At 63.7% G+C, this 13,776-nt stretch carries 9 protein-coding genes; 8 read left to right on the top strand and 1 reads right to left on the bottom strand.

Annotated features, from left to right (window positions below; translation table 11 throughout):
• The first annotated feature begins 3 nt into the window (after positions 1 to 3).
• Together KZX42_RS16300 and KZX42_RS16295 are read left to right on the top strand one after the other, a co-directional pair.
• Positions 4 to 2,865 carry a TonB-dependent receptor gene (locus tag KZX42_RS16300; protein ID WP_248121104.1) on the top strand — a complete coding sequence of 954 codons (2,862 nt, stop codon included), beginning with the start codon at positions 4 to 6 and terminating at the stop codon, positions 2,863 to 2,865.
• Positions 2,866 to 2,951: 86 nt separating this feature from the next.
• On the top strand, positions 2,952 to 3,641 hold the full coding sequence (locus KZX42_RS16295) for a LamG domain-containing protein (protein ID WP_248121102.1): 690 nt from the start codon (positions 2,952 to 2,954) through the stop codon (positions 3,639 to 3,641).
• A gap of 14 nt (positions 3,642 to 3,655) precedes the next feature.
• Here KZX42_RS16295 and KZX42_RS16290 read toward each other — a convergent pair whose 3' ends face one another.
• Positions 3,656 to 5,920 (bottom strand): glycoside hydrolase family 88 protein, encoded by a 2,265-nt coding sequence (locus KZX42_RS16290; RefSeq protein WP_248121100.1) that lies wholly within the window; start codon positions 5,918 to 5,920, stop codon positions 3,656 to 3,658.
• A 169-nt stretch (positions 5,921 to 6,089) separates the two neighbouring features.
• Here KZX42_RS16290 and KZX42_RS16285 point away from each other — a divergent pair, with 169 nt between their 5' ends.
• The 6 genes from KZX42_RS16285 (at position 6,090) to KZX42_RS16260 (ending at position 13,761) form a co-directional block, all read left to right on the top strand.
• On the top strand, positions 6,090 to 7,493 hold the full coding sequence (locus KZX42_RS16285) for a glycosyl hydrolase family 28 protein (protein ID WP_248121098.1): 1,404 nt from the start codon (positions 6,090 to 6,092) through the stop codon (positions 7,491 to 7,493).
• A 29-nt stretch (positions 7,494 to 7,522) separates the two neighbouring features.
• Positions 7,523 to 8,824: a pectate lyase gene (gene pelA / locus KZX42_RS16280; RefSeq protein WP_248121096.1), complete on the top strand. Its 1,302-nt coding sequence runs from the start codon at positions 7,523 to 7,525 to the stop codon at positions 8,822 to 8,824.
• A 222-nt stretch (positions 8,825 to 9,046) separates the two neighbouring features.
• Positions 9,047 to 9,607, top strand: a complete 561-nt coding sequence (locus KZX42_RS16275; protein ID WP_248121094.1) for a sigma-70 family RNA polymerase sigma factor — start codon at positions 9,047 to 9,049, stop codon at positions 9,605 to 9,607.
• The gene (locus KZX42_RS16270) at positions 9,607 to 10,602 is read left to right on the top strand and encodes a FecR domain-containing protein (protein WP_248121092.1); all 996 of its coding nucleotides are present in this window, start codon (positions 9,607 to 9,609) and stop codon (positions 10,600 to 10,602) included. The genes KZX42_RS16275 and KZX42_RS16270 overlap by 1 nt, the downstream gene beginning before the upstream one ends.
• A 92-nt stretch (positions 10,603 to 10,694) precedes the next feature.
• Positions 10,695 to 13,199 (top strand): TonB-dependent receptor, encoded by a 2,505-nt coding sequence (locus KZX42_RS16265; protein WP_248121090.1) that lies wholly within the window; start codon positions 10,695 to 10,697, stop codon positions 13,197 to 13,199.
• A 472-nt stretch (positions 13,200 to 13,671) separates the two neighbouring features.
• The gene (locus KZX42_RS16260) at positions 13,672 to 13,761 is read left to right on the top strand and encodes a potassium-transporting ATPase subunit F (protein ID WP_196066341.1); all 90 of its coding nucleotides are present in this window, start codon (positions 13,672 to 13,674) and stop codon (positions 13,759 to 13,761) included.
• The last annotated feature ends 15 nt before the right edge of the window (positions 13,762 to 13,776 follow it).

Genomic DNA, 13,776 nt, shown 5'->3' with positions numbered 1-13,776 from the left:
AGAATGACCCAACGCCATAAATTCGCGCGAAACGCACTGGTCGCCACGGTTTCGCTGGGTGCGATCGCTCTGGCCATGATGGCCCACGATGCCGCCGCCCAGACCGCTGACGCTGCTGCGCCGCAGCAGGACGGCGCCGCCGAAGTCGATGATATCGTCGTCACGGGGTTCCGCGCCAGCCTGCAGAACTCGTTGAACATCAAGCGTCGCGAAGCGGGCGTCGTGGACGCCATTTCGGCCGAAGACATCGCCGATTTCCCCGACACCAATCTGGCCGAATCCATCCAGCGTATTCCGGGCGTGTCCATTGATCGCGACGCCGGCGAGGGGCGGTCCATCACCGTGCGCGGCCTGAGTTCCGAGTTCACCCGCACCCGCATCAACGGCATCGAGGCGCAAGCCTCGACCGGCGCGACCGACTCCTCAGGCGGGGTGAACCGCGGACGGGGCTTTGACTTCAACGTCTTCGCCTCCGAACTTTTCAACAATATCACCGTGCGAAAGACCGCCTCGGCCGAAACCGAGGAAGGCTCGCTGGGCGCCACGGTCGATCTGAGGACCAGCCGACCGTTCGACAAGATGGGTTTCCAAGGGGCGATTTCGGGTCAGTACGGCTACAACGACCTGTCGCAGGACTGGAGCCCGCGTTTCGCCGGCTTGGTGTCGAACACCTGGGCGGACGACCAGATCGGCGCCCTGTTCTCCATCGCCTACAGCGAGCGTGACAGCCTGGAAGAAGGCTTCAGTTCGGTGCGTTGGGGACCGGCCAGCACAGACGGCGGGTTCCAGAATGGCGGCGTGCTGCCGAATGCGGCGCGCACCTACCATCCCCGTATTCCACGCTATGGCAGCCTGGAACATAGCCAGGAACGTTTAGGGGCCACCCTGTCCCTGCAGGCCCGCCCCGGGAATGGTCCGACCCTGTTCACCTTGGACATGCTGTATTCGAAGCTCGATTCGACCCGCAGCGAGAACTTCCTGCAGGCGTGGTCGCTTAGCCGCGGCGCCGATCAGGGCGGAAAGCCTCAGGTCGATATCATGAGCTTCGAGATCGACCCTTCCACGGGTGAGATGATCTACGCTCAGCTCGACGACATGGATATCCGCAGCGAGCAGCGGTTCGATGAGTTGCAGACCGAATTCAAGCAGATGACCTTTGGGGTCGAGCATGAGTTCTCCGACCGTCTTCGCTTCAACGGCCTGATCGGTCGCGCGGAATCAAGCTTCGCCAACCCCGTGCAGGTCAGCGCGATCATCGACCGTCAGAACGTGGACGGCTATTCCTACGACTTCCGTCAGAACCGGAACCTGCCTGCGATCAACTGGGGCTTCAACGTTGCGGACCCGACCCAGTGGAGCGTGGTCGGCCCGACTGGGGCTCAACCGCGTTCGGAGCTGCGCATCAGCTCTAACTTTCAGGAGAATGTGTATACGACCGGGGAAGCCGGTTTGGAGTTCGACCTCAGCAGTTGGCTGACCTTGAAAGCCGGCATCAGCCGCAAAGAGTATGAATCCAGCAGTCGGGCCTTCGCCCGCCCCGCCAACGCCAATGGTTCGCCAGCGCTTCCGGCAGGCACGACCATGGCGTCCGTCACCAACCTGCTGGAAGGATTCGGTCGCAATCTCGACCTGCCTTCTGGCTCGGCGACGACCTGGGTTCGCCCTGACCTGGCTGCGCTTCAGTCGGTCTGGAACTACAAGTGCAACTGCGACACGGGTGTAGCGGGAGGCGATTTCCGGCTCATCGGCCTGAACGGCAACCCATCGACCTACGGCAACTGGCGAGAGGTGACCGAAACCGACACTGGGGCCTATGTTCAGGCCGATTGGGATACCGAAGTCATGGGCGTCCCGTTCCGAGGAAACGTGGGCGTCCGGCAGGTGAAGACCGAGGTCGACGCTTTGGGCTATTCAAACGTTGGCGGCGTTGCAACGCCGGTGAGGGGAGAGAACGAATACAACGACACCCTGCCGTCCTTGAACATGTCGATCGAGCCGATGAAGGATCTTATCGTTCGGTTCGGGGCGGCGAAAGTGATGGCGCGCCCGCCCGTCACCAGCCTTGTGCCGGTGTTCACGCTGAGCGCGGCAGGCGCGGCGACCAACACGGCCTCGCTGGGCAACGTAGACTTGGCCCCCTATCGGGCGACGACGTACGATCTGTCGGTCGAGTACTACTTCGCGCCCGAGGCCCTGCTGTCCTTCGCCTACTTCTACAAGGACATCTCGACCTATGTGCAGACGACGACAGAACCTCTGTCGTACAGTCAACTGACGGCGCTGAACCCTGTGGCCTTCCCGGCTGGCGGTCGACCTGCGGGTGACGTGTACCAGTTCAGCACCCCCACGAATACGCCCGGGGGTCCGTTGAAAGGGTTCGAGATCAGCTATCAGCAAACCTTCTCGTTCCTGCCAAGCCTTCTGTCGAACATCGGCACGCAGCTGAACTACACCCATGTCGAGTCCGAAATTCAATACTGTGTAACTGCCACTTGTGCGGCCTTCGTCACCGCCGATCTGGTGAATCTGTCGCCGAACGCCTGGAATGCGACGCTTTACTATGACGACGGCAAGTTCAACGCGCGGGTGTCGGCGGCCTATCGCGACACCTACTTCCAGAGCGTGCCCGGCGCGAACGGGGCCACGGGTCTGATCCCGTATCAAGGCAAGACCGAAACGACGACCATCGACGCCTCGGCGTCCTACAACCTCACGGACAAGCTGAGCATTTCCGTGGAGGGTCTGAACCTGACGGACGAGGCCAACCGCCAGAACCACGGCGACATCGGCGGGTCGCGCGACAGCACCTATGTCTACCATCACACTGGGCGTCAGGTTTATGTCGGCGCGCGTTATCGCTTCTGATCGCCTGATGACGAGATAGGCTTTGGAAAGGCGGCGCCGGATGTCAGGCGCCGTCTTTTCCTTATCTGCCAAGGGCTGATCCAACCATGATCACACGGCGTCTTCTGACCGCTGGATTGGGAATGACTGCAACCGGGTGCGCCGCGTTGGCTGCGCGTCCTGCGGGCGAACCACCTGTGCGTTGGCTCTTCGACAATCTTGATGAAATCGGCGGAAACCCCGTCCACCTGGAAGGCGCGCCGACTTTGGTGATGTCGCCCTGGGGCAAGGCGGTTCAGTTCAATGGACGCGACGACGGCGTGTTTTTGGACATTCACCCGTTGGCGGGGGCGACGACGTTCACCTTTGAGGCGTTATTTCGTCCCGATGGGGGCGCCTTCGAGCAGCGGTGGTTCCACCTGCAGGAGATCGGGTCAGAGGGGCTGGCGACGGATACCCGGATGCTCTTTGAAATCCGGACGCGCGACGGGGAGTGGTGGCTCGACGCCTTCGCCAAAGGCCAGGGTTACAACCACACGCTGATCGACCCGGAAAAGCGTTTTCCAGTCAACCGCTGGTTCCATGTCGCCCAGACCTTTGACGGCCGCATGTACCGCAGCTTTGTCGATGGCGTCGTTCAGGCCGAGGCGCCTCTAACCTATCGACCGCAAGGGACTGGTCGATGCTCCATCGGGTGCCGGTACAATCGTGTCAGCCCATTCAAGGGCGCGGTACGGGCCGCGGCCTTCTCGCGACTGGCGCTTGCGCCCGACAAGTTTGTCCTGGGCCAGACCTGACCCAGGCCTGGCGGTCAATCGACCTCCTGTGGGATCGGCCGGAATTCGAAGCTCTGGCCTGCCACGAAGTCTTCCCACGACTGACGACTGGAGAAGTCCAGCCCGCGGTCCCACGCTGAGCCCATATAATAAGTGAACGGCTGGCCGGGCGTGACACGTATAAGGATCAGATAGTTGTCGGCGTCTTCGGCAAAACCCTCGATGGTTGCGGGGTCGACCGAAAGGGCGATGCCCAGCGAGCCATGCTCGGGATTGTCGGGCTCCCAGAACATCAACCGACCGTGGTCGGCATCCCGGGTGACGAAGCCCCGCCCATTGTCGTTGCTGCGCTTGGAGATGCCAATTCCGACGATCAGAGGGGTGTCGGAATTGGAGCTCAATGTCGATGTCATACGGGTGAAGTTCGATCCGAGCGGCAGGCTGAACGTGCGAACTTCCGAAACCGTGCGGACCACGTCGACCGGCCAAGGACGGTAGGTCACGCTGAAGCGAGCCTCGTCACCGCCGGTTTTCTGGATGTCGTAGGTCGAGAAGTTCCGGCTGGTCCACAGCTTGTTGTCATACCAGACGCCAAGACCTCCCGCGCCGCGCCCGCGGCCGACATCGTAGTAGTCCAGACCTTCCCCGCGATCGACGTGGTAGTTCGGGAACTTCAACTGACGATCCATGAATGGATAGCGGACACGCTTCGCCCACACATCGACGCCTGAGCCTGACGGCGCCTCGCGCACCTCAAGCGCAGGACCGTAGATTCGGTGGGCCACGCGGTCATTTTCCCACAACAAATCGTCCAGACGATCCGGCGCGAAGCGCGCAACGGCGCGCGGTCGCCGCTGATCTTCGGGCGGCGGAGCCAAGGGCGCGATCGTGGAAGGTCGGTTCAGATCGGCCGGATCATAGGAAAGCGCGGAGGTGGCGCGCATCTCGGCATCGCGACGCCGGATCTCTTCGGGGCCGACGACCGTGACGGGGGCTGGGGGCACAGGGGTGGTGGCCGCGATGACCTCAGCGGCGTCTCGCGCGGGTTCGGCTAAGGGCAGAGACCGGATAGGATCGTTCAGCGCTGCGACTTCCAAGCCTGCCAGAATATAGGTTCCTGAAACGTAGAGGCCGACGTCTTGGGGGGCGGTCGATACGGGCTGATCGCCAGTCTTTTGCGCTGCGCCGACCAAGCCGTTGGGTAGAATATGGCGGTTCAGCGCCGCCCAGCCCTTCAAGACATGCGGCAGGTAGATGTCGCGATCCAGAAGTCCGTGATTGACGCCCCAAGCCAAGGCATAGACGTAGAAGACAGAACCCGAGGTTTCAGCCTCGGGGTAGGCTGAGGGGTTCAAAAGGCTTGCGCGCCACAGGCCGTCCTCCTGCTGGAGGCCCGCGATCCGGCCGGCCATCTTTTCGAAGAGATCGATATAAAAGCCGCGGCTGGCGAAGTCGGCAGGCAGGGCTTCCAACCATCGCGCCAAACCGCCCATCACCCAGCCGTTGGCGCGAGACCAATATATTCGGTCTCCATTGGCTTGGCGGTGTCCGTCGTCCTTGAACCGCTCGTCGCGCAGAAACAGTTTTTCATCCTCGACCCACAGTCGTGCCGCGGTGCGTTTCCATTCCTTGTCTGCGGCGTTCAGATATTTGGGGTCGCCGGTGAGCGCCGTCATCCGGGCGAAGACCGGCGGCGCCATGTACAAAGCGTCCGCCCACCACCAGACGAGAGCCGGCGTGTCGTCGGCCCTGGCCAGATAAGGGACCTGCCAGTCGAGCCGCTGACGTAGCGGCATCAGCACGCCTTCCTGTCCGCGACGAGCGTAGAGTTCCTCATAGAGATCGCCTATCGCGATATCGTCCGCATTCAGCATCGTCTTGCCCGAGCGCGCGCCGCGAAGGCTGTAGTTGTAGTGATCGGCCACGGCGCTCAGAAATCGCAGCGTCCGTCTGTCGTCCGAAATACGCGCAAGCCGCGAAGCGCCGACGTAAAAGGTCGCTGCGACCCAGTTCGAGGACATCTGCGTCAGATTGCTGCCCGTCGATAAGGCGAGGGGTTCGGAGGCCATGGCGGCGATTTGGGACGAGGCGACGTATTCGACTGCGGCCATGGTGCTCTGGCGCGACGGCACGGCGGCGATGTCCGTATAGAGCGCGGGGCGGTCGCGCGCCGTCAGCCATTCGCCCTCGACGCCTGGCGGAAGGGCGCCCACCGTCTGCGCCAGCACTGGGCCGGGCAGCGGCGCGGCGCTGAATAGAGCGGCGAGCAAGCCCACGCAGGGTCGGGTCGGCAGAACCATTCTTTTCCTCCGGCGACGCTGTAGGCGGCGCATTCCGGTCCGGACGACCTCAAAAGGCGAGCCGAACAGTAACCGGTGTCAATTTCTTTGTCAGTGGCTGTCTGTATCGCTTGCCAGCCTTATATCGTCCACTATTGTGAGACGAAAGAACAGAATGTGAGAAATCGAGATGGTAGCCGATCGCCGCACGCTGCTCCAGTTGGGCCTCGCCAGTGCGATTGCACAGGCGGCGCCGACGCCGACGTCTGCACAAGAGAGCCGTGGCCGCACCTTCGATACGTCTGACTACGGCGCGGTCGGAGACGGCGTGACGATAAATACTCGTCAAATCCAAGCCGCCATTGATGCCGCCGCAGGACAGGGCGGCGGCGTCGTTGTCCTGAAGCCCGGTCTATATCTGTCTGGCTCGCTGTTCGTGAAGTCGGGAGTGACCCTGGTGATCGACCGAGGCGCAACGCTGCGCGGTGTTCAGGATCTTGCCGCATATCCTCTGGTCCGCACCCGTGTAGCGGGTATCGAAATGCATTGGCCTGCCGGGTTGCTGAACATCTATCGGCAGGCAAACGCCAAGATCACGGGCGAGGGACTGGTCGATGGCGACGGCAAGGTGTTCTGGGATAGCTATTGGGCGATGCGCCGGCATTACGATCCTCGCGGTCTGCGATGGGCGGCCGACTATGATTGCCGTCGTCCGCGCCTGATCCATGTCTATGACTCTCAGCAGGTCGAGGTTTCGGGGCTGAATCTGGCGCGCTCGGGCTTCTGGACCGTCCACATCTGCTATTCGCGCGACATAACGGTCGCCGATTTGATCATTCGTAACAATGTCGGCGGCCGGGGTCCGTCGACCGACGGCATAGATATAGATTCGTCCGAGCGGGTCGTGGTCGAGCGCTGCGACCTCTCTGTCAACGATGACGCCATCTGCATCAAGGCCGGCCGCGATTGGGATGGGCTGCGTGTGGCGCGTCCATGCCGACAGGTGACGATCCGCGACTGTATCGTCCGCGACGCCCACGCAGGGATGACGTTCGGGTCGGAAACCTCGGGCGGTTTCGACGATATCGAGGTCTCGGGGCTCAGGATTGAATATCCGGTGCCGCTGGGGATCTTCTTCAAGTCGGGGCATACGCGCGGCGGCGTGATTTCCAACATCCGCCTGCGCGACATCCATTTGCAGGATGTGCGCACCCTGATGCAGGTCAATCTGAACTGGTATCCGAGTTACAGCTACGCCCAGATACCGGTCGGCATGGCCGACGTGCCGGACTATTGGCGTGCGCTCGCCACGCCGGTTCCGCGCGAGCAGGGTGTTCCCCGCATTCACGATGTCCGCCTTTCGAACATTAAGGCGGTCGGCGGCAAGGTCGGCTTCGCCGCCGCCGCCTATCCCGAGGCTCCGCTGAAGGACTTCACCTTCGACGGGCTGGACTGGGATGTGCAGGACGCGGGCGCCATCGCCAATGCCGAGAATTGGCGATTCCGCGACTGCAACATCGACACCTTGGACGGCCGAGGCCCGGGGGTGACAGAGTCGTCCGGCGTCATTGGCCTGCGATCTAGCCAAACATGAAAACCAAAAAAGTTGTGGGAGTCAGACCAATGAAAATCGTTTCCGCCTGTTCGATCTTGGCCCTTGGCGCCGTAGCGCTTGTGTATGGTGTTTCCGGCGGCGCCCAGGCTGAAGTCTTGCGGCTGAACACGCCAGCGGTCGGCCTGACGAGCGACAGGGTCGGGGCCTTCCCCGACGCGGAACGCGGCCCGTGGGCCGAGTATCTTGCACGGTCTCAGGCCCAGCACCTGGCCGACCGCGCCGCGCTCGCGGCCGAGCTTCCTGCCGGCGCGACCCCGCCGCCGCCGCCCCAGGCCGTCGGACCCAGCCATTACAATATGCCGCTAGATCGGCCCGTCGCCTGGTATGGCACGGCAGAAGCGCGGGCGATCGCCGATGCGATCGTCAGTTTCCAGACGCCCGCCGGCGGATGGAGCAAAAACCAGGATCGCAGCATCGCGCGGCTGCCGGGTCAGCGTTTTTCAAACGATGCGGAAACCATGGAGCAGAACCCGGCGAACTTTGATGCGCCGGGCGATCGGTTCTGGACCTTCGTGGGCACTTTGGACAATGAGGCGACGTGGTCGGAAATGCGGTTCCTGGCGAAGGTCGCCGCCCATGCGCCGGGACGCGAAGGCGATGGCTGGCGCGCGAGCGTCATCAAAGGCGTGCGCTACCTGTTGAGCGCTCAATATCCCAATGGCGGTTGGCCTCAAATCTGGCCGCTCGAGGGCGGCTTCCACGACTCAATCACCTTCAATGATAATGCAGTGGCCAACGCAGCCATGCTGCTGCGGGATGTCGCCCATGGCGCCGAAGGATTCGACTTCGTGCCGGTGGAGTTGGAGGCCCAGGCGGCCCAGGCGACTAAGAAGGCGATCGATGTGATCCTCGCTGCGCAAGTGCGTCAGGGCGATCGGCTATTGGGCTGGCCTCAGCAAGTCGAGCCGATGCGGCTAGTGCCCACAAGCGCGCGAAATTACGAACCACGATCAATCGCAAGCGGCGAAACCACGGACATTCTTATTTTCCTGATGGGCGAGCAGAACCCGTCGTCGGCGATCAAGGCGGCCGTGCGCGGCGGTGTCGAGTGGCTGGAGTCGGTGCGTGTCTACGACAAGTCGTTCGAAATGACGGATGACGGGCGAAAGCTGATCGACAAGCCAGGGGCGGGCCCCATCTGGTCGCGGAACTATGATCTGGTGACCGGGCGTCCAATCTTCGGCGACAAGGACCAGACGATCCACGACGATGTCAATGAAATCTCGATCGGGCGCCGCAATGGCTACTCGTGGTGGATTTCATCGCCTCAGAAGGCCTTAGATATCTATAAGAATTGGGCGGCGCTGTGAGCATGACGTCAAGCGATCCGTCTCCAGAGGCGCCGAGGAAAAGTCCGCTGGTTCGATATTCGGATATCGAAACATGGCCGTATCTGGAGTGATACATTCAGGGAGCCGCAAAGCGGCGGTCGTCCGGGCCGCCTTCGCCGTCAGACCGCTGAATGACAATCCGATATCGAACTGTCGCGCAATCGACATGCGGCGGTGAAGCTTGAGCGTCATTGGGCGCTCATGGATCGACGGTTGGACATGTGCTGCGAGACGGCGGAACTGGCGGGGCGGCCGTCGCCCGACGCGGCCTTCGTCGATCTGACGCGGCGGCTGCGGCGGCCGCTGATGCAGTTCTTCCTGCGCCGGGTCGGCTCGCCGATGGATGCCGAGGAGATGGTGCAGGATCTGTTCGTGCGCTTGCTGCGACGCGGCGACCTGTTCAGCCTGGACAATGTCGATGGCTATGTCTTCGAGGCCGCCGCCAATATCGCGCGCGACCGGGGGCGTTACGATCAGGCGCGGGGCAGGGGACGTCATGTCGACATCGACGACCTGTCGCCTGAAAGCGAGGAGCCAGGCGCCGAGCAGATTTTGGACGGGAAGCAGCGATTGAAGCGGATGCTGGCGGCGCTGGACGCCCTGCCGCCGAGGGCGAGGACGGTTGTGATCCTGAGGCGTTTCGAGAACCTGACCTATCCCCAGATCGCGCGCCGAATGGGGATTTCGGTCAGTGCGGTCGAGAAGCACATGGTGCGCGCAATGGCGGCGCTGAGGCTGGATCTGATAGAGGCGGACCACTGATGGCACCGCCCATTCCACGCACGGCTAACGACGACCACGCCGATCCAGCCGCCCTCTGGTTTGCGCGGATGAACGGCGGGACCACGCCCAGCCCTCAGGACGAGGCGGGTTTCCGCCAGTGGCTGGATGCGGATGCATCGCACATCGCCGCCTACCGCGCCTGCCAGCAGGCCTGGCGGATGCTGGAGATGGACGCCGGCGAGCCGGAGGTTCTGGCTCTGCGCGCCGAAGCTCTGGGCAGGCCGCGACCGGGCGTCAATCGCCGCGCCATGTTCGGCTTGGCCGGTGGAGCGGTGGCGGCCTCTTGCGGCGGGCTGTGGATACTGGGCGCGGCGTCGCCGGCGCGGGCCCTGATCGCGACAAAGGCGGGACAGAGGTTGAACGCGACCCTGCCGGACGGTTCGGAGGTGACACTGGCGCCCCTGACGCGGCTGAGGCTGGATTTCGTTGGCGGGCGTCGTGCGGCGGTTCTGGAACAGGGGCAGATCTATCTGAACCTCGTGGCGGGCGACCGACCTTTCGTGTTGCGCGCGGGTGATCGGGTGCTGACGGCGGACAGCGGACGGTTCCAGTTGAGCCTGTCGAGCGATCGGCCCGAGGTGGTGGTGGAGCAGGGCGGTCTGACCATCGGCGCGCGTCGGGGCGACAAGACATCGGTCCATGTCGGCGCGGGTCAGAAGGGGGATGCGACGGCGACGGGCTTTCGCGTGATGGCCGCCGATGTGGAGGCCGAGACGGCCTGGCGGGATGGCCGTCTGGTGGTGCGTGACCGGCCGCTGAGCGAGGTCGTCGCCGCCTTCAACCGCTATTCCGCCGAGCGCCTGTCGATCGAGGATGTCGAGGCCGGCGCCAGGCACATCTCGGGTTCGTTCCGTTACGACGGGGCGCGCGAACTCGCCCTGGCGCTGGCGACGGGTTTCGACCTTTCGGTCAAGCGGAGCGCGGATGGCGTGTGGCGCATCCGATCCTCTGAAGGATCAGCAAAGCTTCGATGAAATTTGCAAGACAGGGTGTGGGGTCAGGGGGGCGCTTCCGTTCCTGAGAGCGAGCCGGCCGGGGGCCGGTTGCTAGATTTCAGGGGCTTCCAATGACCATTTCCTCGCCATTTTCGGGCGTTCTGAAACGCGGGCTGCTGGCCTGCAGCGCCTTGGCTGTTTTAGCCGTCGCATCTCCGGCCCTGGCCCAGACCTCGACGGCGCAGCCGATCGCCTTCGCCATCGAAAGCCAGTCGCTGGAGACCGCCCTGACCGGGTTCGCGCGGGCCGCCGACGTCCAGGTGGTCTTCACGCCCGAACTGGTGCGCGGCAGGCGCGGCGGGCGCGCCGTCGGCGTGATGGCGCCTGCGGAGGCCTTGCGCCAGATTCTGGCCGGTTCGGGCCTGGTCGCCGCGCAGGTCGGCGAGCGCACCTTTTCTGTTTCGCAAGCCGGTCACGCCTCCACGGACGCCGCCACCCTCGACGAGGTGATCGTCACCGCCCAGAAGCGCGCGCAGCGTATTCAGGATGTGCCCCTGGCCGTGACCGTGATCGACGGCGACGATGCGGCGCGGCGCGGCATCGACAGCGTCACCAGCCTGGTGGACGAGGTTCCGGGCGTTTCGGTCAACTACGCCTTCGGGGGCACGAACTACGGCCTGATCAGCATCCGGGGCATAGGCGGCGCCGACGACTACAAGCCCAACGGCAATCCCTCGGTCGCCCTGCACGTGGACGGGGTCTATCAGACGTCCAACGCCTATCTGGGCATGCCCTTGTTCGACTTGGACCGCGTCGAGATCCTGAAGGGGCCGCAGGGCACCCTATATGGCCGCAACACGACGGCCGGGGTGATCAACGCCATCACCAAGGGGCCGGGCGATACGATCGAGGGTTACGGTCGGCTGGAGGTCGGCTCCTATGACTACACCGCAATGGAGGCCGCTGTCGGCGGGCCTCTGAGCGACAAGCTCGGGGTGCGCGTCGCGGTGCTGGCCGAACAGGGCGGGGGCTTCATGACCGGCGCGGGCGCCGGCGATCTGGCCGGCTTTCGCCCCATCATCGGCGGCGTGACCCAGACCCAGATTCCGCCGATCGTCGATCCGGGCCGCCGCGAAGGGTTCGGCGACAAGGATCTGTTCGCCGGCCGCGCCACCGTGTCGATGGACTTCGCCCCGCAGACCAATCTGACGGTCAAGCTGTTCGGCAGCCGCGACCGCGGCGACACCCGCCAGTACGACCGGATTTCCGCCGCCCTGGACACGAACATCGCCAACGCGGGCGAGAACGATGATCCGTACGAATTCTACTCCTCCGAATATCCGACGCACAGCATCGACATCTATGGCGTTTCCGCCATGCTGACCCACGCCCTGGGCGAGAACCTGAACCTGGCCGTCATCGGCAACGTCCAAGGCTCGACCCGCGCCATCCAGGGCAACGGCGACGGCTCGCCCTATCCCGCGTCGCGTTTCGACGCCGATGAGAAGATGAGTCAGACCTCGCTGGAAATGCGCCTGAGCGACGACAGCGGCGGTCGCCTGGACTGGATCGTCGGCGCCTTTTACGTCTCGGACGACATCGACTTCGACACCCACTGGACCAGCTATACGGCCCGGACCAAGTACGACAATCTTCACAAGCAGACGCGCAACAGCTTCGCCCTTTTCGGCCAGGTCGATTATGAGCTGACCCAGAAGCTGAGCCTGTCGGGCGGCCTGCGCTACACCCGCGACGAGGCGACGTTCAGCGGGCGCAACGACGACCTGAACCCGTGGGGCATCTCGACCTTCACAACCACCTTCGCCACGACCAATCCGTTCATCTGGGATCGGGCGTTCGAGGATGACAATGTCTCCGGCCGCATCACGGCCAAATACGCCTTCAACCCAAGCCTGAACGTCTTTGTTTCAGCGGGCACGGGCTATCGCGGCGGCGGTTTCGACGGCACCTCCATCTTCACACAGGCCGAGACCCTGCCGTTCGATTCCGAGACGGTCACCGCCTATGAGACCGGCCTGCGCTGGACCACCCCGCGCCTGCGCCTGTCGCTGGACGCCTTCAGCTACAGGTTCAAGGAACTGCAGGCGACGACGCGCCTGGCCAATGACACCAACGGCCGAGCCAATGTGGGCGAGGCCGAGAGCAAGGGAATAGAGTTCGCGATCAACGCCGTTCTGTTCGAGACCTCGAACCAGACGCTGGATGTCGATCTGGCCGCCGCCTTCCTGGACACCGAAATCCTGTCGTTCAGCTCGGCTCGCGTCGCCGAGGTGCTGCAGACGGTCGGCGATCCGCTGCCGGGCGCGCCCGACGTGACGGCGACCCTGGCGCTGAAGCATGGGCTGGTTCTGGACAACGGCTGGCGGCTGGATTCGCGCCTGTCTGTTTCGCATCATGGCGAGGAGTCCAATCGCCTGAACGCGACGCCGGGCAATACGGCCAAGGCCTACACCCTGTTGAACGCCAGGGTCGAGTTGGAGACTGCGGCGAACTGGTCCGTCTATGCGTACGGCCGCAACATCACCGACGAGGTCTATTTCCCGGAGATGAACGGCGCGTCGCGTCTGGTCGGCGCGCCGGCGACCTACGGCGTGGGGCTGCGTTACCGCTTCTGACGCTGCAGTGCGCCGCCGCCCGGATCCCCTCGGGCGGCGGCGCGATAAGGGCTGATAGCGCTCCATCAGAATGCGGGTGGCTCCGTTGATCCAGCTGAAGCTGCGCTGAAGAGCCAGTCGCCGCCGCCGTGGCGCGGCTCTTCGACGTCGTATTTTCCCAGCCTCCTGCCGGTCTGGTCATAGACGGAGCACGGCGACCGGGACGCAGGGCGTCAGCGCGCCGTGCGGCGATCCCATTCGCCGAACCGCCTTCGGATTGCATAGAGGCCGTTGCAAGGCGGGGCTGAACCCCCGCTTTTATGTTTCCTTTACGCCGAGGCGGGGAATCCACATCGCCCCGTTACGGCCGCCCATGATCTCTTCACGCTTCATCTGAGCTTGAGGAGGCCGGCTTGGCCGATGTGATTTTTCTGGCGACAGGGGCAGGGGCGTTCGTCGTCTTTGCGGCCCTGGCCGTTGCGTTGAAACGGGTATGACGATGATCGCCATGCTCTGGGGGGCGGGGGCGGTGGTCGTCGCCGTCTATATGGTCGCGGCCCTGCTGCGGCCCGAGCGGTTCTGACGGACCGGGACGAAA

This window comes from Brevundimonas sp. EYE_349, from assembly GCF_023147505.1.
In the GTDB taxonomy this organism is placed as follows: domain Bacteria; phylum Pseudomonadota; class Alphaproteobacteria; order Caulobacterales; family Caulobacteraceae; genus Brevundimonas.
Note: the sequence above shows the minus strand (reverse complement) of the source record. Positions and strands in the feature narration are given on the sequence as shown.